16 protein-coding genes and 2 pseudogenes are annotated in these 22248 nt (G+C 60.4%); 17 read left to right on the plus strand and 1 reads right to left on the minus strand.

Annotated features, from left to right (window positions below; genetic code table 11):
* The first annotated feature begins 408 nt into the window (after window positions 1-408).
* From GZ093_RS14095 to GZ093_RS14110, 4 genes are all read left to right on the plus strand, one after another.
* A complete protein-coding gene (locus tag GZ093_RS14095; RefSeq protein WP_296486915.1) occupies window positions 409-612 on the plus strand; it encodes a hypothetical protein in 204 nt (67 codons plus the stop codon).
* 26 nt (window positions 613-638) lie between these two features.
* Entirely contained in the window at window positions 639-2345 is a 1707-nt protein-coding gene (locus GZ093_RS14100) for an alkaline phosphatase D family protein (RefSeq protein WP_296486917.1), read from the plus strand.
* Between the two features lie 67 nt (window positions 2346-2412).
* Window positions 2413-4335: an alkaline phosphatase PhoX gene (locus GZ093_RS14105; RefSeq protein WP_296486919.1), complete on the plus strand. Its 1923-nt coding sequence runs from the start codon at window positions 2413-2415 to the stop codon at window positions 4333-4335.
* A 150-nt stretch (window positions 4336-4485) separates the two neighbouring features.
* On the plus strand, window positions 4486-6516 hold the full coding sequence (locus tag GZ093_RS14110; RefSeq protein WP_296486921.1) for a hypothetical protein: 2031 nt from the start codon (window positions 4486-4488) through the stop codon (window positions 6514-6516).
* On the opposite strand, the pseudogene GZ093_RS14115 reads toward GZ093_RS14110, so the two are convergent.
* A pseudogene (locus GZ093_RS14115) lies at window positions 6502-6813 on the minus strand (transposase); the annotation flags it as partial. The gene GZ093_RS14110 and the pseudogene GZ093_RS14115 overlap by 15 nt on opposite strands.
* 168 nt (window positions 6814-6981) lie before the next feature.
* On the opposite strand from GZ093_RS14115, the gene GZ093_RS14120 reads away from it, so the two are divergent.
* The 13 genes and pseudogenes from GZ093_RS14120 (at window position 6982) to ntrC (ending at window position 22096) form a co-directional block, all read left to right on the plus strand.
* On the plus strand, window positions 6982-9036 hold the full coding sequence (locus GZ093_RS14120) for a bifunctional 2',3'-cyclic-nucleotide 2'-phosphodiesterase/3'-nucleotidase (protein WP_296486943.1): 2055 nt from the start codon (window positions 6982-6984) through the stop codon (window positions 9034-9036).
* Between the two features lie 83 nt (window positions 9037-9119).
* A pseudogene (locus tag GZ093_RS14125) lies at window positions 9120-9242 on the plus strand (transposase); the annotation flags it as partial.
* 332 nt (window positions 9243-9574) lie between these two features.
* Window positions 9575-11413 carry an alpha/beta fold hydrolase gene (locus GZ093_RS14130; RefSeq protein WP_296486923.1) on the plus strand — a complete coding sequence of 613 codons (1839 nt, stop codon included), beginning with the start codon at window positions 9575-9577 and terminating at the stop codon, window positions 11411-11413.
* Window positions 11403-11837: a hypothetical protein gene (locus GZ093_RS14135; RefSeq protein WP_296486926.1), complete on the plus strand. Its 435-nt coding sequence runs from the start codon at window positions 11403-11405 to the stop codon at window positions 11835-11837. The genes GZ093_RS14130 and GZ093_RS14135 overlap by 11 nt, the downstream gene beginning before the upstream one ends.
* 97 nt (window positions 11838-11934) lie before the next feature.
* On the plus strand, window positions 11935-13356 hold the full coding sequence (locus tag GZ093_RS14140) for a bifunctional enoyl-CoA hydratase/phosphate acetyltransferase (RefSeq protein ID WP_296486928.1): 1422 nt from the start codon (window positions 11935-11937) through the stop codon (window positions 13354-13356).
* A gap of 12 nt (window positions 13357-13368) precedes the next feature.
* Window positions 13369-14544, plus strand: coding sequence for an acetate/propionate family kinase (locus tag GZ093_RS14145; RefSeq protein WP_296486930.1), 1176 nt, complete (start codon window positions 13369-13371; stop codon window positions 14542-14544).
* A 61-nt stretch (window positions 14545-14605) separates the two neighbouring features.
* Complete coding sequence (locus GZ093_RS14150) at window positions 14606-15349, plus strand: 16S rRNA pseudouridine(516) synthase (protein WP_296486932.1); 744 nt, start codon at window positions 14606-14608, stop codon at window positions 15347-15349.
* A gap of 27 nt (window positions 15350-15376) precedes the next feature.
* On the plus strand, window positions 15377-16282 hold the full coding sequence (locus GZ093_RS14155; protein ID WP_296486934.1) for an EI24 domain-containing protein: 906 nt from the start codon (window positions 15377-15379) through the stop codon (window positions 16280-16282).
* Window positions 16248-17087 (plus strand): molybdopterin-binding protein, encoded by an 840-nt coding sequence (locus GZ093_RS14160; RefSeq protein ID WP_296486936.1) that lies wholly within the window; start codon window positions 16248-16250, stop codon window positions 17085-17087. The genes GZ093_RS14155 and GZ093_RS14160 overlap by 35 nt, the downstream gene beginning before the upstream one ends.
* 209 nt (window positions 17088-17296) lie before the next feature.
* On the plus strand, window positions 17297-18712 hold the full coding sequence (glnA, locus tag GZ093_RS14165) for a type I glutamate--ammonia ligase (protein WP_296486938.1): 1416 nt from the start codon (window positions 17297-17299) through the stop codon (window positions 18710-18712).
* A 139-nt stretch (window positions 18713-18851) separates the two neighbouring features.
* Entirely contained in the window at window positions 18852-19379 is a 528-nt protein-coding gene (locus GZ093_RS14170) for a hypothetical protein (protein WP_296486940.1), read from the plus strand.
* A 41-nt stretch (window positions 19380-19420) separates the two neighbouring features.
* Entirely contained in the window at window positions 19421-20491 is a 1071-nt protein-coding gene (gene glnL / locus GZ093_RS14175) for a nitrogen regulation protein NR(II) (RefSeq protein ID WP_296486945.1), read from the plus strand.
* Window positions 20492-20533: 42 nt separating this feature from the next.
* Window positions 20534-22096, plus strand: a complete 1563-nt coding sequence (ntrC, locus tag GZ093_RS14180) for a nitrogen regulation protein NR(I) (protein WP_296486941.1) — start codon at window positions 20534-20536, stop codon at window positions 22094-22096.
* The last annotated feature ends 152 nt before the right edge of the window (window positions 22097-22248 follow it).

Here is a 22248-nt window from a genome sequence, read left to right on the forward strand (position 1 = left end):
AAAATCTATCTAACCATGAAGCCCTGAGCGCTGCAAATCACCAACACCCAAAACTAAATTTCGGAAATTTACAGAAAAGAAGTTGCTTTATCCGTCAAACAATTGAATTGGAGTTGACACGCCCTTTGTCATGTAAAGGCCCGACCAATCAGCATTGGTGCGCGTTTGGCCAGCGTCATGGGAGAACATCCATGCATGCGCAATTCTTGATGACTTCGCGTTGCGGCTGAACCAGTGCATCAACCACTGGCGTAGCCGCCTAGGTTTGCCCTGTTGGTCACAAAGGCAAAGCCGCCTTTGCGCCACACATGCCTGAGGCCGCAGTGTCACAACGCAGTCACACCTGACCCATAAGCTTGTATTTGTTTTCTCTTCACCAATCGAGCATCACAAATTCAGCATGAAAAAATGTTATTTCTTCGTCAACAAGGCATGGCTGTGGCCCTCACAGCGCTGATTGGATTGAGCGCTTGTGGCAGCAGCAGCGATGCCACCCAACAAACAGGTGTGTTGCTGGACACCGCTGTCAGTGGCGCGTCTTACACCGGTACCCTGGGCTCTGAAGGCACCGCACTGTCAGCACAGCCCGATGGCCGCATCACCCGTCGTTAGAGCTCACCAACCCTAAAAGGAACCACATGCATACCCCTCACGCTTCCCGTCGTCAATTTGTCGTCCGTTTGGCCTCACTGGCCACGCTGGCCAGTACCGGCGCAGCCCTGACAGCCTGCGGTGGCGGGAATGACCCTGAACCACCACGTTTTGACCACGGCATCGCCAGCGGCGACCCCTTGTCGGATCGCGTCATCTTGTGGACCCACGCGCAGTTCAGCGGTTTGAATGACGACGCGCCCCTGACGTGGGAAGTGGCCAGCGACGCCGCCTTCTCAACGCTCACGGCTTCAGGTAATGCCCGGGCAACCGCAGCCACAGGCCACACCGTGAAAGTGGATGCCACCGGTTTGAGCGCGGGCAAAGACTATTACTTTCGCTTTCGCTGGGGCCAACACAGCTCACCGGTGGGCAAAACCCGCACCTTGCCAGCGGCAGGAAGCACCAGCCTGGCGTTGGCGGTGCTGAGCTGCAGCAACTATCCGGCTGGCTACTTTCACGCCTACGCCGAAGCCGCCAAAAGCGATGCCAAATACGCGGTGCATCTGGGTGACTTCATTTACGAATACGCCGCTGACGGTTACGCCAGCGCGGATGCCGCCGCACTCGGGCGCATCTCGCAACCCGCCACGGAATGCCTCACCCTGGCAGACTACCGCAAGCGTTATGCCCAGTACCGCTCTGACCCCGACAGCAAAATATTTCATGCTAGCCTGCCGGTGATTGCCGTATGGGACGACCATGAAGTCGCCAACGACAGTTTCGACAGTGGCGCCGAAAACCACATCGAAGGTGCTGAGGGCCGATTTACTGACCGCCGTGCTGCCGCCGTTCAGGCCTGGCACGAGTGGCTGCCAGTGCGTGCGCCCGATGCCAAAGATCTGCTGAAGATTTACCGCAGCTTTGACTTCGGTGGCCTGGCTGCCATGCACATGCTGGAAACCCGCCTGATCGGGCGCGACAAGCAAATCAGCTTTACCGAGTTGCTCAACCCGGCCACGGCCAGCACCGCCGTGGCCACGCTGGCATCGCCTGCCCGCAGCATGATGGGTGCCGCGCAACGGGGCTGGCTGCAGGCGCAGATGGCCGCGTCGACCGCCACCTGGCAAGTTCTGGGTCAGCAAGTGTTGATGGCGCGTATGGAATTTCCGGTGAGCGTGTTGACAGCGCTCAATCCGGACAACACGGGTGCCGATGCCGTCGCAGCCGGTCAAAGGGCTATCAACGACTACTTGACGGCCAAAGCCACGGCGGCGCAAGCGCCCGACATGCTGACGGACACGCAAAAAGCCTTGCTCAATCCGGCAGTCAACCCGCAACTGGGCTACAACCTGGATGCCTGGGACGGCTACCCGGTTGAGCGTGAAATTGTGCTGTCCACCGCCAAACAACTGGGCAAAAAACTGGTTGTGCTGGCGGGGGACACCCACAACGCCTGGGCCAGTCAGCTGACCCTGCTGGATGGCAGCGTGGTCGGTCATGAATTTGCCACCAGCAGCGTCAGCTCGCCGGGTTTTGAGGAATACCTGCCCACGCTGACCCCAGATCAATCCAAAGCGATATTCCTAGGTGTGGTGGACGACCTGAAATTTGCCGACACCTACCGCCGCGGCTTCATGCTGATGCAGTTCACACCCACACAGGCCAAAGCCACCTGGCACTTTGTCACCACCGTCAAGGAACGCGCCTACACAGTGGATGCAAGTTCATCGCTGACTTATCAGCCGTCATGAAACCGTCACATGCACACGACAGTATTCACGTTGGCATCGTCTTTACCAACCCCATTGGAGTCAATCTGTGAAATTTATTTCTTCTTCTCTTTTCAAGCTGTCAGCCTTGAGTATTGCCGTCGGTCTGGCTTCGGTCGCCTGCGGCGGCAATGACGACCCGGTGACCCCGGTGACCCTGGTTGGCGTTGAATTCACCGACACACCTGTGCCCGTCAGCGACGCCGACATGTTGAACACCAAGTCTTCGTCTTCGGCCATTTACAAATATTCGGACGGCAGCAGCAAGACCTACCCGCTGAGCTACACCAGCCTGTTCAAGAGCACTTCTGAGATCAACGAAACTGGCGGAAAAAAGTATGCGTCCGGGCAGTTGTTTGACGTGAACATGAATCCCATCATGGATCCAAAAGGTGACCCCGTGGTGGCTGAAACTGCTGACGCCAACAGCCTGTTGAAGGTGGGTAGCAAGCTCTTCCTGGTCAACCACTGGGAATACGACAACATCCTGGCCGACGGTCAGAAGTCCTACAAGGTGGCGAACTGGTACAGCCGCATGCCCATGAGCATGAACTTGTCTGAAATCAGCCAGGCCGCTGACGGCAAGCTGAGCGTCATAAGCCAGAAACCGGTGGACTTTTCCAGCGTGAATGGTGGCTGGATCTTCTGTTTTGGTTCGCAAACGCCCTGGAACACCCACCTCGGTGGCGAAGAGGACTATGACCTGTATTTTGTACCGGGCGAAAAGGCTTACTCCACCACCACAGCCGGTCTGAAGGCCATGACCGAGGTGTATTTCAATAAAACCAAGACAGCCAATCCCTACCACTACGGCTACGCGACCGAAGTGGCCGTCAAAGAAGACGGCAAATACGATGTGACCAAGCACTACGAAATGGGTCGTGGCACCTGGGAAATGGCGATTTACGCCAAGGACGGCAAGACCGCATTCTTCGGTGATGACGGCTCTTACTCGGGCATGTTCATGTTTGTCGGCAACAAGGCCAACGACCCCAAGGCCGGTGGCAGCATTTACGCCGCCAAGTGGAACCAGACTTCTGCCGATGGCAGTGACGCCAACACAACTGCCAACATCACTTGGATCAAACTGGGCAGCGGGACCTACGACGAAGTCAAGGCACTGATTGACCACGGTCTGACAATTGGCGACATTTTTGAGACCTCGCTGGCCGCCAAGGATGGCTTTGTGCCCACGCGCTCCGGCTCTGCCGAGACGATCTGGCTCAAGCTCAAGCCTGGCATGGAGAAAGCTGCTGCCTACCTGGAGACGCGTCGCTATGCAGCCTACCTGGGTGCCACCACCGAATTCACCAAGGGCGAAGGCGTGGCCATCAACCACGCAGACAAGAAGATGTATTACGCCCTGAGCTATATCCAGGGCTCCATGTTGGCCAACGATGGCGGCCCGGTGGATGACATCCGCGTCAAGGCCAACAACGCCGGTGCCACCATGACCTTTGACATGGCGAGCAGTGTCAAGGACAAGGCCGGTAACGTCATCGCGTCTGACTATGTGCCCACCAAAGGCTACATCGAAGACATGCTGCTGGGCCGCCCGATCACCGCCGATGCCAAGGGCAACACCGCTGACACGGCTTACACCGCCAACACTGACAACGTGTTCTTCTCGGAGAAACTGCGCACGCTGTTTGTCGGTGAAGACTCGGGTAACCACGTCAACAACTTTGTCTGGGCCTACAACGTAGACACCAAGAAGCTCACCCGCTTGCTGAGCGTGGCCGCTGGCGCCGAGGCCACGGGTCTGCAGGTGGCGGAGGACATGAACGGTCATGCCTACATCATGAGCAATACTCAGCATCAAGGTGATTGGCTGAGCACTCAGCCACCAGCTTTGACTACCAGCTTGAAAGCCAAGGCGGAGGAGTTGTATGGCAAGAACAAGTACGACACGCTGAACTACTACCTGCAAGCGGATGTGGGCTACATCGGTGGCATGCCTGCTGTCAAGTAAATGGCGTGCAGCGCGCGGCATTGCGCGCTGCTGATCGCTCAGGGTGGTGCAATCAGCCACCCTGTCCTGCGACAGCCGCCCCGCCGGGTCACTGGCTGGGCGGCTTTCACAGGGCTATCGGACTCTTAACTTTTCGGACTGTCGTGCCACATGAATCGCTCCTTCAAACCGTGGCTGCTGCCCTTTGGCGTTGTTGTGTGCAGCCTGCCCATTTTGTTTGTAGCCTGCGGTGGCGGTGGTACGGCAGCCACGTCACCAGCTGAACCGGTGGTCACGCTGGCAGCCCTGGTGGGTGAAGACATTGACCGGGGCAGCTTTCTCAACCCGCATGCGCACATACCGGCGCAGTGCTACATCGAAACCAGTCACGGCGCCCAAAACGCCTGTCTGTTTTGCCATACCGACGGTGTGGCTGCGCTCAAGCTGGGCAACAACAACCCGATGGCCGGTGGCAACCCCAACGTAGGTAACCTGCAGGCTGATTACTCCTTTGGTGTGGTGCGCTACCCCTTTGTGGTCAACTCCAGCATCAACCCCTGGGCCAACACCCTTCAGCCCGAAGCCTTGCGCGCAGCAGTGGATGCGGCTGGCATCAAACCCGACGCCTGGGACATGCAAGCCTATGTTCGCCAGGATAACTGGCGCGCTGCGTTCGAGCAGCGCCCCGGCTCAAGCAAGGACTGGGACCCCAAGATCAGCTCGGCCTGGCGGCTGTTTCCTGCCTTGTCACCCGATGACCTGCCCGCCAAAGCCGACGGCTTTGTGCGCAGCGCAATGGAGCAGCGCGGTTTCTTCAACGATGGCCAAGGCTGGAATACCGGCTGGCGCGCTGTGAACTTCATGCCCTACGGCATCTTTACGCCCCTGGCGGGCAGCGTCTCGGGAATTTATATTCGCCTGTCAGATACCTTCATGAAGAATCAGGCGGGTCAATTTGACCTGCCAACCTATAAAACCAACCTCGATCTGGTTGAGCGCAACATCCAGGACCGCCTGAAAGGCGAGTCCTTTTTTGTCGGCGCTGCGGCCGGTGTGGCGCTGGTGCGTGGCCAGTATCCGTTGGGCACCGAATTTGCCCACCCGCTGCACTACGTGGACGTGCAGGCCGATGGCCGCGATGCCGGCATCAGCCCCTATCCCGGCACGCGTGCGCGCCGGGTGAAAGAAATCAGATGGATGGTCAAGGCGCACGCCTGGTACCCCGATGAGTTTGGTATGGGCCTGAAGGACGAAGGTGCGCCGGTGTATGCCAGCCGCGACCAGGGCTGGATTGAAAACGGTGTCGGTTGGATCTTGGGCGGCTGGATCGAGAACGCCAGTGGTGAATTGCGGCCGCAAACGCCCTCGGAACTGACCCAGTGCGTGGGTTGCCATTCAGGCAATGTGCGCCAATCCGACGTTGGACAGCAGCCAACCTACACCTCCGGCATAGGCAGCACCATCGACTCCACCTGGGCCATGGCGCGCAAGTTTGCCGGTGATGCGGGTTGGAAAGAAATGAACTACCTTGGCTACCAGGCCAGCGCCTTGGCTACATCCGACAGCGTTCCAGGCGCTTTGACAGTGGCCGAACCGCTCAACCGTTACCTGAAAAAGGGCGAATTTCGCGTGTTTCTGGACTATGTGGTGGGTGCCTCGCTTTACGGGGACATGCCCCAAACCGTGGAGGTCTACCTGAAGACCCGAATCAGCAAGGCGCAAGGCTACTCCGGCGATTGGCCCGAACTGGGTACGGCCCTGCAAACCAAGGATGCCGGGGCGATCAAACAAGTACAAGCGCAGCGCCTGAAGTTGATACGTGAATTTACTGCCCGGGGCGATTACCTCAATGCGTCTGGTCACATCCAGCCTGAGTTGTTTTTACCGACCCGGCAAAACGCCCTGGCAGGTGCAGGGCGCTACCGGCAAGTGGTGGCTACTCAACGCTACGACTTTGGAAAAGACGTGTTTTCTGAGACACCCTTTACCTTTCGCTACTTCCGCACGGCAGACACGGCGTACACACACCAGGACGGCAAGCCCTATGCGTTGGGCGAAGTCATCACCGACCGACCCATCAACACCACGGTGGGCGATTTCACCTATGGCATGGGCATCACGCCCACACTGATCGATGAGGGCAAGCTGTTTACCGACGGGGGCACTTTTCTGGCGGACTACGTACCGTTACTGGTGCCATAAAGCTCGGGCGACTTTGTATAAGAAATTTCCTGATGAGGTACCTGCCTCAGACCAACGCAATACAGCCAAGGGCTGGGGTTTGGTAACAACGGCGGCGCGAAGCAAGCGAGGCCGCATCGCCGCCAAGTGAAACCTTCGATTGAACCGATAGGCAAACTCTGCCAAATAGCGAGCAGCGTACTTGGCGTGATCAAACGAATGGTACGTCCCGGCCAAAGCGGTCTTGAGGTTACCGCGCATCGTATTGACCCCGGGAAACTCCGGTCGTTTGGCCGCTGGCCTGCCGCTGGCCAGCATCGTGGCACCTTTCATGGGCTACTCCCGCTTGAGTGAAGCTGACGTTCTATTTTTTGCCCAAAAAATCAGAGCGCTGACCTTGGATGTATCGCGAGTATTTCACCTGAGTGTCACATTGGACCGATACATTGCACTGGCCCTTCACTATCAGGAGTTTCTGTGGTTCCCATTGCTAAATCTAGATCATCTTCGCGGTCAGTCTTGGCTGCTGCGCTGGTTACGGCCCTGGCCGCAAGTCTTACCGCCTGTGGTGGCTCCGATAGCGCACCTGCTGCTGTCACGCTGCCCGAATCAGCCACGGCACAGTTGGCCGTTCTGGAGACCTCGGATCTCCATGCCAATGTGGTCAGCTACGACTACTTCAAACTGGCGGAAGACAAAAGTGTCGGACTGGAGCGCACCGCCACGCTGATCAAGCAGGCTAGAGCCGACTTTCCCAACAACTTGCTGATCGACAACGGCGACACCATCCAGGGCAACGCCCTGGCCGACTACCAGGCGCTGGTCAGCCCGCTGGCTTGCAACCAGAAGCTGGCCACCTACAAGGCCATGGATGCGATTGGTTTTGATGCCGGCACGCTGGGTAACCACGAGTTCAACTACGGCCTGCCCTTCCTGTCGCAAGTGACCGGCACCAAGTTCAACGTGGAAGGCATGGCCGCTGTGGCCAGCCAGCCCACTTGCACCGGCCCGGCGTTCCCGCTGGTGCTGGCCAATGTGAGCAGCAAAAAAGACGGTGCCACACTGTACAAACCGTACACCATCATCAACAAAAAAGTCAGCGCCAAAGACAAAGACGGTAAAACCATTGAAAGCACCTTGAAGGTGGCGGTGATCGGTTTTGCGCCACCGCCCATTTTGAACTGGGACAAGCGCTGGCTCGATGGCAAGGTGGACGTGCAGGGCGTGGTGGAATCCGCCACCAAATACGTGCCCATGGCCCGCGCCGAAGGGGCCGACATCGTCATCGCCGCCTCACACGGCGGCTGGGACACAAACACCTACACCGCCACCATGGAAAACGCCAACTACCACCTGGCCAAAGTGGCCGGCATTGACGGCATTCTGATGGGCCATTCGCACGGCGAGTTTCCCAACGCTGCCTGCACCACAACGGCATGCAGCGCCACTGGCGTGGACAAGGTCAAGGGAACTTTCCATGGTGTGCCCGCTGTGATGCCCAGCTATTGGGGCAAGGCCATCGGGGTCATCAACTACAACCTGTTGGTGAAAAATGGCAAGTGGACTATCGACACCAGCAAAACTGCTGTCAGCATTCGCAAGGCTTTGCTGGATGCCACCGCCAAAACCTATGTGGCGGTGGACCCCGCCATTGCCGCCGCGATCAAGACCGAGCACGAAGCCGCCATTGCCTATGTGAAAACGCCCATTGGCCAGTCGGATTTTGCCCTCTCGTCCTACTTTGCCGACGTGGGCGATGTCACCGCCATCCAGGTGGTCAACGCCGCGCAGGCCGACTATGTGGCCAGGTATGTGGCTGCCAATATGCCGCAGTACAAAGACTTGCCGGTGCTGTCGGTCAGTGCACCGTTCAAGAGCGGTTTTGCCGGTGGCACCGACTTCACTGACGTGAAGCAGGGCCCGATTGCCATCAACAATGCCGCCGACCTGTACCTGTACCCCAACACGGTGTATGCGGTGAAAGTGACGGGCGCCGGCATCAAGACGTGGCTGGAAAAAGCGGCCGAGCGTTTCAACCAGATCGACCCCACCGTGACCACGGCGCAGGCGCTGGTATCCACCTTCCCGGGTTACAACTTTGATATGTTCACCTCGGCCGATGTCAGTTATGAAATTGACGTCACCCAGCCCAAGGGCAGCCGCATCAAGAATCTGAGCTACAAGGGCGCACCCCTCAGCACCACCGCCGAGTTCATTATCGCCACCAACAACTACCGCGCCACCAGTGGCACACAGTTCGGATTGACAGCGGCCAACACCATCTACGCTTCACCCGATGCCAACCGTGATGTCTTGATCGACTACATCAAGGCCCGCAAGACCCTGACGTTGGTTGCCGATGGATCAGCCCGCAGTTGGCGCTTCACGAAAGTGACCACGGCAGGTTCAGTGACTTTCACCTCCGGCAGCGGCAAGTTGGCGGTGGCGCAGACCGCTGGTTTTACCAACATCAGCGTGGTCAGCAGCGACGACGGCAGCGGCAAGGGCCAGGGCGTGTACGCCATCGACCTTTCCAAGTAAACCTACTCTCACAAGGGGCCCGGCTGCTGATGGCAGTGCGGGCCTTTTTTGCTTTGTGACGATGGCAAACTAAACGCACAAGGATGGTGTATGCCAAACGTCCTTTTGCTGGTCCGGCGGCGGTGCTGGCTTCCTTGTCGCGCTACACCCACCGGGTGGCTATCTCCAATTCGCGCCTGATCTCGATGACTGAGGCAGGGGTGACGACTGATGCTGAGGCTACCTGGTCAGTCGGCCGCTGCCGCTGCCGCTGGCTGCGTTTGGAGCCTACTTTCGGAGCACTACACCAGAGATGGCTCAAATTTATAATGAAATAGCCTGCAGCCCATGTGTAATAAGCGTTAGTTGCTATCAATTAGTGATTGATGTTATTGACGATCTAACGTGGCTGATTGCCAGCAGGAGCGCATGGCACAGGGCAAGCGCCAGGCCATCGATTAGGAAGAAGGTCTCTAACTTTTCACCCCTTCTCGATCGCCGAAATCAGGGTTTACCCTGCATAATGCAAAATCAAATTTTACGGAATCCAGGGGCTGTCATGAAACGAGCGATCTCACTCCCGCCGCCTTCTGAACGGCAATTGGCTGCAGCGCGCGCGCTCGACGAGGCATTGCGTTCCCAACTGGCCAAGGTCAACCTCGGCTTGTCACCGATTTCTCTGGCCTTGGCTTATGCCGATTGGGCTATGCAGCTGGCGTCCTCACCGGGGCAGCAGATGCTGTTGGCGCAGCGGGCACTGGCCCTGTCGCAAAAGGTCATCGGTAGCCCGTTGCAGCGCCCACTCGCTGCCGAGACCGAATCTCATCCAACACCAGTTGACGATCCGCGCTTCAATGATCCGGCTTGGCGCCAGTGGCCCTTCAGTGTGCTGAAGGAAAGCTTCCAAGCCACCCATGCCTGGTGGCACGAGGCCGCCCAGGTTGAAGGGGTGTCGAGCCACCACCGTCATGTGGTTGACTTTTTCACCCGGCAGGCGCTCGATGCGCTGTCGCCCTCCAACTGGCTCCTGACCAACCCCGAGGCGATCAAAAAGGGGCATGAATCGCTGGGACAAAGCTGGCTCAAGGGCTATCAGCATTTGGCCCTGGACTTGCTGGACCGACAGCAACAAAAAGGCATGGCGGCCAGCGGCCGCCTCAAGCCGCTGGCGTTCAAGGTCGGCCAGGACGTCGCCATCACACCGGGCAAGGTGGTGTTTCGCAACAAGCTGATTGAGCTGATCCAGTACACGCCCACGACGGCGACCGTGTACCCGCAGCCGCTGTTGATCGTGCCGTCATGCATCATGAAGTACTACATCCTGGACTTGTCGCCTGCCAATTCCATGGTGCGTTATCTGGTCGGGCAGGGACACACGGTGTTCATGATCTCGTGGCGCAACCCGGACGCGTCCGACCGCGAACTGGGCATGCAAGACTATTTGCAGCTGGGTGTGATGGACGCCATGGCAGCGGTGAAGTCGCGCACCGGCGCACCCCGGATTCATGCCGTGGGCTATTGCCTGGGCGGCACCTTTCTGGCAATTGTGGCGGCGGCACTGGGCCGGCGCCAGCCGCAGTCGCACCGGCGTGGCCAGAGCAAAGACCAACACCGTCGCCACGACGATGCCGTCGCACTCGACGCCCTGCCCGAACTGGCCAGCGTCACGCTGCTGGCGGCGCAAACTGACTTCAGTGAACCGGGAGAGTTGGGCGTGTTCATCGACGACGCCCAGTTGAAAACCTTGCGCGAGTCGATGGCGCGCACCGGTTACCTGTCTGGCAAGCAAATGGCCGGCTCGTTCCAGTTTTTGAATTCGCGCGACCTGGTCTGGTCCCGCAGCACCCGGCGCTACCTGATGGGCCAGGACGAGGTCGGCAACGACATGATGAGCTGGAATGCGGACGTCACGCGCCTGCCCGAGCGTATGCACAACGAATACTTGTCATCACTGTTTCTCAACAACGCGCTGGCCACCGGCAACTACCGAGTGGCCGGGGTCGGCGTCGCCCTGATGGACATCCGCGCGCCGCGGCTGCTGGTAGGCACCACGCGCGACCACGTGTCGCCCTGGCAGTCGGTCTACAAGATTCATTTGCTCACCGACACCCAGACCACCTTCATTCTGGCGGCGGGCGGCCACAACGCGGGCATCGTGTCCGAGCCCGGGCACCGCGGCCGCAGCTACCAGATCGACAGCGCGGAAAAAGGCCATGCCTGGGTTGATCCTGACACCTGGGCTACGCAGGCGCCTGTGGTCGAGGGCTCTTGGTGGGAGGCCATGCACCAGTGGTTGCGTGAACGCTCGGGCAAGCCCGTGCCAGCGCCAGGCATTGATGCCAAGACCGTACTGGGCGACGCGCCCGGCGACTACGTGATGGTGCGTTATGCCGATTGATCTGCCCCCCCAGGACGAACTGCACGCTGATCGCCGGCATCAGATGGAAGCGGCCATGGCGACCCTGAACATGCGCATCGCTCGCCTGGCCATTGCCTTGGGCGTAGCGCTTGACAACGAAGGCGAGGTGGCCGGCTTGATGAGCGAAGAACATGACACAACGGTGCTGCATGAGCGCCGTGTCAGCGCGGCTCCTCATGAGGGCGGGCACGCCCACGTCGGCCCGGAGTGCCGCGTGGCGCACCAGCGCCAGGAGTTGCGCGGCCTGCTGGTCATGCGCTACGAGGTTGAAAAGCGCTATGTCGACGATGCCGGCGTCACCGTCACGCACCAGATCATGATCGAGGCCGAGCAGCAGCTGGAACGCAAGGGCTTCAAGCCCGGCGTTGACGGCATCGACCTGGACCGCCTCTTTAATACCTGAGACCCCTCGGCCCGCCCAGCGCTCACGCCTTGGCGTGCCTTACCCTGCCTGTTCCTGATGACCCGTTCGCATTTACCCTGCCACTGCCAAGCCAGCCATGAATTTTTCAACGCACCCTGATTTGATCGAAAACGTCACCTTTGACGAGATCGCCCTGGGCCAAAGTGCGCGCCTGCTGCGCACCCTGACGCTCGCCGACATCCAGGCTTTTGCCGCCGTGTCGGGCGACACCAACCCGGCGCACCTGAACAGCGACTACGCCAACGACACCTTGTTGCAGGGCGTGGTGGCGCACGGCATGTGGGGCGGCGCCTTGATCTCGGCCTTGCTCGGCACCCAGTTTCCGGGCCCGGGCACGATCTACCAAGAGCAGGTATTGCACTTTGCCAAGCCGGTGCGGGTGGGCGACACGCTCACGGTGATGGTCAAGGTGGTGAGCAAGAATGACCTGAACAAGAGCGTCGAACTCGATTGCCAGGTGCTGAACCAAAAAGGCGTGCGCGTGCTGTATGGCACGGCGCGGGTGCTGGCCCCCACCAAAAAGGTGCGCCTGCCGCGCGTGAATATTCCGCAAATCCAGTTGTATGACCCGCAAGCGCGATTCAATGAACTGTTGGCACTGGGCAAGGGCCTGCCGGCGGTGCGCTGTGCCGTGGTGCATCCGTGCGATGCGGGCTCGCTCAGCGGCGCCATGGACTCGGCCCGCTACGGCCTGATCGTGCCGGTGCTCATTGGCCCCGAGCTGCGCATTCGCCGCGTGGCCGAAGAGGCAGGCATTGACCTGGGTGATGCCCAGATCGTCGCGGTAGAACACAGCCATGCGGCCGCCGACATGGGCGCCGCGATGGCCGCCAGGGGTGAGGTCGAGGTGCTGATGAAGGGGGCCCTGCACACCGACGAGCTGATCAAGGCCGTGCTGGCGCGCCCCGAGCTGCGCACCGGGCGGCGCATGTCGCATGTGTTTCGCTTTGACATCCCGCTGTACGCCAAGCCACTGCTGATCACCGATGCGGCGCTCAACATCCGCCCCACCTTGGCGGAGAAGATGGACATCATTCAAAACGCGATCGACTTTGCCCGCATCATGGGTGTGGCCGTGCCCAAGGTCGCTATCCTGTCAGCGGTGGAAACCGTCAACGCCAACATCCCGTCCACACTGGACGCCGCGGCTCTGTGCAAGATGGCCGATCGCGGCCAGATCACCGGCGGCGTGCTGGACGGCCCGCTGGCCTTTGACAACGCCATTTCCGCCCACGCGGCGCAGATCAAGAACATTGACTCGCCGGTGGCCGGACAGGCCGACATCATGGCCGTGCCCGACCTGGAGTCCGGCAATATGCTGGCCAAGCAACTGGAATACCTGGCCGGCGCCTCCGGCTCGGGCCTGGTGCTGGGCGCGCGCGTGCCGATCGCCCTGACCAGCCGCGCCGACGGCCCCATGAACCGGGTGGCCTCAAGCCTGCTGGCGCAATTGGCAGCCAGCAGCGCGCGGCGCAACCCCTCCAACCCCATTCTTTAAGGAACTCACCCCATGGCCATCCTCTCCGTCAACGCGGGCTCGTCCACGCTCAAGTTTTCCCTGCACCCGCTGCAAAGCGGGCAAGTGCAGGCCAGCGTCCTGACCGGCAGCATCCAGGGCCTGGAGCCCGGCGGCGCGCCGGTGCTGGACTGGAGTTTCTGCGGTCAAGCCCAGCATCGGCAACTGGAGCGCGCCGCCGATCCCTTTGAGCAAGCGCTGCACAACCTGGGCGAACTGCTGCGGGCCGACCCTGCCATTCCCGCGATCGAAGCCATTGCGCACCGCGTGGTACACGGCGGGCGCACCCTGTCGGCCAGCGTCATCGTCACCGAAGTCATCATGACCGAGCTGATCCGCCTGACCTCGCTGGCACCGCTGCACCAGCCGCAAAACCTGCAAGGCATTCGCGCCTTTCAAAAAGCGTTTCCCGAGCTGCCGCAGATCGCCTGCTTTGACACAGCCTTTCACGCCACGCTGCCCGAGGTCGACTCCACCTTTGCCCTGCCGCAGGCGCTGACAGCGAAAGGCGTGCGCCGCTACGGTTTTCACGGCCTGTCCTACCAGTACGTCATGAGCGTGCTGCTGGAACGCAGCGAGCAGGCCAGGGGCCGCGTGCTGATGGCGCATCTGGGTAACGGCGCCAGCCTGTGCGCGGCACGCGGCGGCCTCAGTTGCTCCACCAGCATGGGCTTTTCAGCACTCGACGGCCTGATGATGGGCACCCGCACCGGCTCCATTGACCCCGGCGTGCTCTTGTACCTGATGGAGCAAGGCTGGGACCACGACCAGCTGGAAACCCTGCTCTACAAGCAAAGCGGCCTGCTCGGCGTCTCAGGGCTAAGCGCCGACATGCGAACCCTGCGCGCCAATGGCAGCGCGCCAGCCCAGGCGGCGATTGATCTGTTCACCTACCGCCTGGTGCGCGAAGCCGGCGCCATGGTCGCCTGTCTGGACGGCCTCGATCTGCTGGCCTTCAGCGGCGGCATTGGCGAGCATGACACCGAGTTGCGCGCGCAGATGGGCCAGCGACTGGCTTGGCTGGGGGTAGTGATTGACCCGCAACTCAACAGCCAGGCCACCGGCAACGAGGTGCTGGCGATCCATGCGCCCCAGAGCCGGGTCCAGGTCTGGGTGGTGCCCACGGACGAGGGCCTGGTGGCGGCACGCGAAGCGGCGCGGCTGATCTGAACGAGCCGTTCGCACTGGCGCGGCCGTGCGCGGCCAGAGCCGGCTTTGCGATACTCGGGCCATGCAGCTACAAGACATTCTTTATTCCCAGGGCTTTGGCACACGGCGCATCTGTGCCGGTCTGATCCAGCAGGGTCTCGTGCAAGTTTATGAGTCAAATCAGGCGCTAGCCCCCGTCCTATATACGCAGGCAGCTATTGAATTAGATGCAGAGGGTTTGCGTTTTCGGGTTCAGGGGGTGGACTGGACCTACCATGAAAAGGCCTACGTCATGCTGAACAAGCCGACCGGCACCGAGTGCTCCCAAAAGCCCTCCACCTATCCCAGCATCTACACCCTGCTGCCATCTGCCCTGCGGCTGCGCCCGCAAAAGGGTGCGGTGCAAGGCGTGCAGGCGGTAGGTCGGCTGGACCAGGACACCACCGGCTTGCTGCTGCTGACCGACGATGGCCAGTTCATCCACCGCATGAACTCACCACGCCACCACGTGCCCAAGGTCTACGAAGTCACGGTCAAACACCCGCTCGACGACACCCAGGTGGCCCGGCTGCTGGCCGGAGTGGTGCTCGACGACGACCCCAAACCGGTGCGCGCCGCAGCAAGCGAGGCGGTGTCAAGCCACCACCTTCGCCTGACCCTGACCGAGGGCAAGTACCACCAGGTCAAACGCATGGTGGCGGCGGTCAGCAACCGGGTGGAAGCCTTGCACCGCTCGCAAATTGGCGGCTTGCGTTTGCCCGATGATCTGGCGCCGGGACAATGGCGCTGGTTGAGTGCGGTTGATCTGGCCAGCCTCAAGGGTTGATGCTTCCCAAACAGGTATGCTGGTTCCATGAACCTTTTTCTTGATGCCTTCTGGCGCGCCGTTGCCTATTGCCTGCGCCCGCGTGTGATGCTGCTGTCGCTCTTGCCGCTGGCGTTGATGGTCGCGCTGGCCTGGGCACTGGGCTATTATTTTTGGGACAGCACCGTGGAATGGGTGCGCACGGCGCTTGAAGCGTCCACCCTCGTCAACACGGTCTCGAATTGGCTGCAGAGCGTGGGCTTTGGTAGCTTCAAGCTGGCGCTGGCGCCTTTGATTGTGATTTTTGCCGTCACACCCCTGCTGGTGCTGCTGTCCTTGCTGACTGTTGCGCTCTTGATGACGCCGGTGCTGACCCGGCTGGTGGCAACGCGGCGTTTCCCACAGCTGGAGCGCAAGCACGGCGGCTCTTTTGTGCTCAGTCTGCTGTGGTCCCTGGGCTCGACCGGTTTGGCCGTCATCGCCCTGCTGGTGTCACTGCCGCTGTGGTTCATTCCGCCCTTGATTTTGGTGCTGCCGCCACTGATCTGGGGCTGGCTGACCTACCGCGTGATGGCTTTTGATGCGCTGGCCGAGCACGCCAGTGTCGAGGAGCGGCGCGAGATCTTTCGGCGCCATCGCGGCTGGTTGTTGGGCATCGGTATTTTTTGCGGCTACCTGGGCGCCGCACCCAGCGTGTTGTGGGCTTCAGGCGCCTTGTTCGCTGCGGCGTTTGTGATTCTGGTGCCCGTGGCGATCTGGCTTTACACGCTGATCTTTGCGCTGTCGTCGCTCTGGTTTGCCCATTACAGCCTGGCGGCGTTGCAGGCCTTGCGCGCCGAGACTGTCCAGGCGGCCCCCGTCACCGCCGCGCCCTTCGCAGGTGACACAACGATTGACGTTCAGGCGCTAACATTGCCGCATGAACCCACTGCCAACACCGACACCTCCCGCTGAGGCCACACCTCGTTTCGGCCTGATCATCATTGGCGATGAAATCTTGTCAGGCAAGCGTGAAGACAAGCACCTGCCCAAGGTCATCGCGTTGCTCAAGACGCGCGGCCTGGCGCTGGACTACGCCGAGTACGTCGGTGACTCGCCCGAGCGAATCACGGCCACCTTGACGCGGGCCTTTGCCTCGGGTGATATCGTTTTTTCAACCGGCGGCATTGGCGCCACCCCCGACGACCACACGCGCCAGTGCGCAGCCAAGGCACTCGGATTGGAACTGGCGCTGCACCCCGAAGCGGCCGAGCTGATCCGCCAGCGCATGCAGGACCTGGCGAAGGAACAGGGCAGCGTCTTTGAGCCCGATCACCCGGACAACCTGCACCGTCTCAACATGGCCATGTTTCCGGTGGGCGCGCAACTCATTCCCAACCCCTACAACCGCGTTGCCGGTTTCAGTTGTGGTTCAGTCCACTTCGTGCCCGGTTTTCCGGTCATGGCCTGGCCGATGATCGAATGGGTGCTCGACACCCATTACCCACAGCTGCATCAAATTGCCGCATGGATTGAGCAGTCGGTCATTGTCTTTGGCGCCATGGAAGCGACCCTGACACCGCTGATGCAGGACATTGAGCGGCGACACGTCGGCGTCAAGGTGTTCAGCCTGCCGAGCGTGGATCATCCTGCGTACGGTCGTCACATCGAACTGGGGGTCAAGGGCGAGCCGTTACGGGTGAGCCTGGCCTTTGCTGATTTGCTGGATGGCCTGCACCATTTGAATGCCAAGCTTGGCCCTGAACTGGTGCAGAAATAATTCACACAATTCCGAGCTCACCGAAATGCACTTAATTAGTGCGAAAAATCATGAACATGGTGTGATGTTTCTTTGATGAGTTCAGCAAGGACTGAAAGTCAGGGCAAAATGTTGCGTCGGACATTCGGGGCGCAATGTCGCAGCTGGCACAAAACCTGCATGACAGCGAACCATACACTTTTCAACAACGATTCAACCAGGAGTATTTGATGGCCAAAACCGTCGCAAACGTCATGAACATGGTGAAAGACAACGAAGTCAAGTTCGTTGACTTCCGCTTCACCGATACCCGGGGCAAAGAACAGCACGTGACCGTGCCGGTGTCACATTTCAATGAAGACAAGTTCAGCGAAGGCCATGCCTTTGACGGCTCATCGGTCGCTGGCTGGAAAGGCATCGAAGCCTCCGACATGCAGCTCATGCCCGACCCCAACACCGCCAACATTGACCCTTTCTTTGAAGAAACGACGATGTTCCTGAGTTGCGACGTGGTCGAGCCCAGTGACGGCAAAGCCTATGACCGCGATCCGCGCTCGGTCGCTCATCGAGCCGAAGCCTACCTGAAGGCCTCGGGCATGGGCGACACCGCCTTCTTCGGCCCGGAACCGGAATTTTTCCTGTTTGACGATGTGCGCTGGAACACCGACATGTCGGGCACCTTCTTCAAGATCGACGACTACGAAGCGCCCTGGAATTCGGGCAAAAAGATCGAAGGCGGCAACCGCGGCCACCGTCCCACCACCAAGGGCGGCTACTTTCCGGTGCCCCCGGTGGACAGCACGCAAGATATGCGCGCTGAAATGTCGCTGATCCTTGAATCGCTGGGCATTCCGGTCGAGGTGTTCCACCATGAAGTGGCAGCCCCGGGCCAATGCGAGATTGGCACCAAGTTCAGCACACTGGTGCAGCGCGCCGACTGGACCCAGGTCCTGAAGTACGTGGTGCAAAACGTGGCCAATGCCTATGGCAAGACCGCCACCTTCATGCCCAAACCGATCGTCGGCGACAACGGCTCAGGCATGCACGTGCACCAGTCGATCTGGAAAGACGGCAAGAACCTGTTTGCCGGCGACGGCTATGCGGGCCTGTCTGACTTCGCGCTGTACTACATTGGCGGCATCATCAAGCACGCGCGGGCTCTGAACGCCATCACCAACCCCGGCACCAACAGCTACAAGCGTCTGGTTCCCGGCTTTGAGGCTCCCGTGAAGCTGGCTTATTCGGCCAAGAACCGCTCGGCGTCGATCCGTATTCCCTATGTCGCCAACCCCAAGGGTCGGCGCATCGAGGCACGCTTTCCTGATCCGCTGATGAACCCGTACCTGGGCTTCTCGGCCCTTATGATGGCTGGTCTGGATGGCGTGGAAAACAAGATCCACCCGGGCGAAGCCGCCACCAAGGACCTGTACCATCTGCCGCCCGAAGAAAACGCCAAGATTCCGACGGTGTGCCACAGCCTGGACCAGGCGCTGGACTGCCTCGATGCGGACCGCAGCTTCCTGACCAAGGGCGGCGTCTTCAGTGACAGCCTGCTCGATGCCTACATTGAACTCAAGATGGGCGAGGTCACGCGCCTGCGCATGGCGACGCACCCGATCGAGTTCGACATGTACTATTCGCTGTAAACGTTACACTTTGTGGCCAAAAAGGACGGCAATCGCCGTCCTTTTCCATTTGTGCGGCTTGAACTTTCTTCACAGCAGTAGTAACTGACGCATACTGACCACTTCATCCATGCCTGTTTCTTTCTAGCGTGGAAAACTTATGAACCTTCTTCAATTGATTTCCTTGCTGATTCCCGTGGCCGCTGGCGTTTTTGTGCCCACCAGTTTTGCGCAAGAACGCATTTACCGCTGCGGCAACGAGTACACCAACACGGTGCCTGACGCCAAAACAAAAGGCTGCAAGCTGATGGAGGGCGGCAACGTGACCGTGGTGCAGGGCACTCGGCCGAGCGCCTCCAAGCCGAAATCGCCAGCGGCCGGGGTACAAACCGCATCTGCGCCTGACCAGCGGGTCAATGGCGCCGATCAACGGTCGCGTGACTCGGATTCCCGCCAGATTCTTGAACTGGAGTTGAAAAAAGCCCAAGCGCGCCAGGAAGAGTTGCTGAGGGAATACAACAACGGTGAGCCGGAAAAGCAGGGCAGCGAGGCGCGCAATTACCAGAAGTACCTGGACAGGGTGGCTGAACTCAAGGCCAGCCTGGCCCGCAACGAAAGCGACATCGCCGGCATTCGCCGTGAACTTGGGCGACTCGGCGGGCCGTCGACCGCGCCTGCGGCAAAATAGGCCGCTTGAACTTATCCGATTCCACCCCGACCGCCACTTGCGTGGCGCCCAGCGCCACGGCAACGCTGCGCTTCCAGTCGTTTGACCTGCTCGCCACCCTGGTGGCCGTGGTGCACAGCAACGGCACCGTCCTTTTCGCCAATGCCGCACTGGAAGATGCCCGTGGCATGTCGCGCCGCACGATTGTGGGCTCAAGTCTGCCCGACAGCTTTACCGAGCCAAAACGGCTGCACGACGCCCTGCAAAGCGCTGATAACAATGAATTTGCCGCCTTGCGTTATGACACCTGGCTGAAACGGGTGAACCATGAGCCGCTGCCGGTGCATGTGATCGTGACCCAGACTGAAACAGCCGATGAAATGGTGGTCGAGCTGCTGCCGCTGGAACAGCAGGCACGGCAGGACCGGGAGGAGCGCCTGGCCGAGCAGGCGCAAGCCAACAAGGAGCTGATTCGCAATCTGGCCCACGAGATCAAGAACCCGCTGGGCGGCATTCGCGGCGCGGCGCAGTTGCTGGAGCTCGAAATGGACTCCACTGAACTCACCGAGTACACGCAGGTCATCATCCGTGAGGCAGATCGTCTGCAGACCTTGGTGGACCGGCTGTTGGCACCGCACCGGCGCCCGCACTTGGTGGGGGACGTCAACATCCATGAGGTCTGCGAGCATGTGCGCCTGCTGCTGTCAGCCGAATTCCCCAGGGGACTGCAGGTAGTGCGCGACTTCGACACCTCGATTCCGGAGTTTCGCGGTGACCGCGAGCAACTCATCCAGACCGTCCTCAATATTGCGCACAACGCCTGCCAGGCGCTGGCCGCGCAGATCGCACAAGGCAGCGCCCGCCTGACTTTTAGAACCCGAATTGCGCGCCAGGTCACTTTTGGCAAACAGCGCTACCGGTTGGCACTGGAATTGCATGTGATTGACAACGGGCCTGGTGTACCAGACTCGATCAAAGACCGCATTTTCTATCCGCTGGTGTCGGGACGGGAAGGCGGTTCGGGGCTGGGACTGACATTGGCGCAAACTTTTGTCCAGCAACACCACGGTTTGATCGAGTGCGACAGTGTGCCAGGCTGCACGGATTTCAAGATATTGATTCCTCTTCCTTAACCGCTCCAGCCACTTGGCCATTGACCTGAGGTAAACCCGCTTATGAAGCCGATTTGGATCGTAGATGATGACCAGTCCATCCGCTTCGTGCTGGAGAAGGCGCTGCTGCGAGAAGACCTGCCCACGCGCAGTTTCACCAGTGCGCGCGAGGTACTGGCCGCGCTCAATGACTGCAACGACAACAGCGCGCCGCGCGTGTTGGTGAGCGACATTCGCATGCCAGGCGGCTCGGGTTTGGATCTACTTGAAAAGGTCAAGGAAAAATACCCGGCGCTGCCGGTGATCATCATGACCGCGTACTCTGACCTGGACAGCGCGGTGTCGGCCTTTCAGGGCGGCGCGTTTGAGTACCTGCCCAAGCCCTTTGACGTGCCCAAGGCGGTGGAACTGATTCGCCGCGCGGTCGAAGAAAGCCAGCGCGAAGAGGTGGCGCAAGAACTCACCACCGACGCGCCCGAGATGCTGGGTCAGGCGCCGGCCATGCAGGATGTGTTTCGCGCCATTGGCCGCTTGAGCCAGAGCAACGTCACGGTCCTGATCACCGGCGAGTCCGGTTCGGGCAAGGAACTGGTGGCGCGGGCGCTGCACAAGCACTCACCCCGCGCCAAGGGGCCGTTTGTGGCGATCAACACCGCGGCCATTCCCAAAGACTTGCTCGAGTCCGAGCTGTTCGGCCATGAGCGCGGCGCCTTCACCGGCGCGCAGGCCATGCGCCGCGGCCGCTTTGAGCAGGCCGATGGCGGCACGCTGTTTCTGGACGAAATCGGCGACATGCCGTTCGACCTGCAAACTCGACTTTTGCGCGTCCTGAGCGACGGCCACTTTTACCGCGTGGGGGGCCACAGCGCCGTCAAAACCAATGTGCGGGTCATTGCCGCCACGCATCAGGACCTGGAGCAGCGGGTCAAAGAGGGTGCCTTTCGCGAGGACTTGTTTCACCGCATCAATGTCATCCGCCTGCGCCTGCCGGCTTTGCGCGAGCGCAAGGAGGACATTGCCGTACTGACGCGCCACTTTTTGCAGCAAAGCGCCGCGCAGCTGGGTGTCGAGCCCAAGAGAATTTCAGAAGCGGCACTGGCCTGGCTCGGCAACTTTGCCTTTCCGGGCAACGTGCGGCAACTCGAAAACATCTGTCACTGGCTGACCGTGATGGCGCCCGCGCAGGTGATCGAACCGAAGGACTTGCCGCCGGAAGTGGGGGTGATCACCGCAGGTGCGGGTCAGGCGCCCGCCAACATGTCCACGTCCGCAAATCCGATGCCCCCTGCCCCGCCACCCGACGTGCCCGAGTCAGCGCTGGCATCGGCCACGGCAAGCCCAGGGCCGGCGCCAGCCGACGCATCCGCTGCCATGGCGCCGCCGCAGCCCGGCGGCACGGGTGAAGTGATCGAATCAGCCTGGGAACTCGGTCTTGCGGCCGAAGCAATGGCTTTGCTGGCCAGTGGTCGCAACGATGTGTGGGACGCGCTGACGCGTCGCTTTGAGGCGCGCCTGATTGAGGCCGCGCTGGCGACAACCCGGGGACGGCGCATCGAGGCGGCCCAAAAGCTGGGCATCGGCCGCAACACCATCACGCGCAAGATTCAGGAGTTGGGTTTGGAGTGAATCAGGCTTTAGCCCACGTCCAGCTTGCGTGAGAAGTTATTTAATTCATTGTTGGTTGTTGGGCTTTATGCTGTCACCGTGGCTTCTCGGACGCTGCTTTCCTCAGTTATTTTTTCCCCACTCACTCCCCCCGCCCTCTCTCGCCCCGCCGG

Origin of the sequence: Rhodoferax sp. (assembly GCF_010365055.1) — a bacterium.
Classification (GTDB): domain Bacteria; phylum Pseudomonadota; class Gammaproteobacteria; order Burkholderiales; family Burkholderiaceae_C; genus Rhodoferax.

Bases quoted from the DNA above. Each gene is read 5' to 3' on its own strand.
- GZ093_RS14170 (WP_296486940.1), top strand. From the start codon at position 18,852: ATGAACCTTCTTCAATTGATTTCCTTGCTGATTCCCGTGGCCGCTGGC.
- GZ093_RS14155 (WP_296486934.1), top strand. From the start codon at position 15,377: ATGAACCTTTTTCTTGATGCCTTCTGGCGCGCCGTTGCCTATTGCCTG.
- GZ093_RS14145 (WP_296486930.1), top strand. From the start codon at position 13,369: ATGGCCATCCTCTCCGTCAACGCGGGCTCGTCCACGCTCAAGTTTTCC.
- GZ093_RS14100 (WP_296486917.1), top strand. From the start codon at position 639: ATGCATACCCCTCACGCTTCCCGTCGTCAATTTGTCGTCCGTTTGGCC.
- GZ093_RS14135 (WP_296486926.1), top strand. From the start codon at position 11,403: ATGCCGATTGATCTGCCCCCCCAGGACGAACTGCACGCTGATCGCCGG.
- GZ093_RS14140 (WP_296486928.1), top strand. From the start codon at position 11,935: ATGAATTTTTCAACGCACCCTGATTTGATCGAAAACGTCACCTTTGAC.
- GZ093_RS14095 (WP_296486915.1), top strand. From the start codon at position 409: ATGTTATTTCTTCGTCAACAAGGCATGGCTGTGGCCCTCACAGCGCTG.
- GZ093_RS14150 (WP_296486932.1), top strand. From the start codon at position 14,606: ATGCAGCTACAAGACATTCTTTATTCCCAGGGCTTTGGCACACGGCGC.
- GZ093_RS14110 (WP_296486921.1), top strand. From the start codon at position 4,486: ATGAATCGCTCCTTCAAACCGTGGCTGCTGCCCTTTGGCGTTGTTGTG.
- ntrC (WP_296486941.1), top strand. From the start codon at position 20,534: ATGAAGCCGATTTGGATCGTAGATGATGACCAGTCCATCCGCTTCGTG.
- GZ093_RS14130 (WP_296486923.1), top strand. From the start codon at position 9,575: ATGAAACGAGCGATCTCACTCCCGCCGCCTTCTGAACGGCAATTGGCT.
- GZ093_RS14160 (WP_296486936.1), top strand. From the start codon at position 16,248: ATGAACCCACTGCCAACACCGACACCTCCCGCTGAGGCCACACCTCGT.
- glnA (WP_296486938.1), top strand. From the start codon at position 17,297: ATGGCCAAAACCGTCGCAAACGTCATGAACATGGTGAAAGACAACGAA.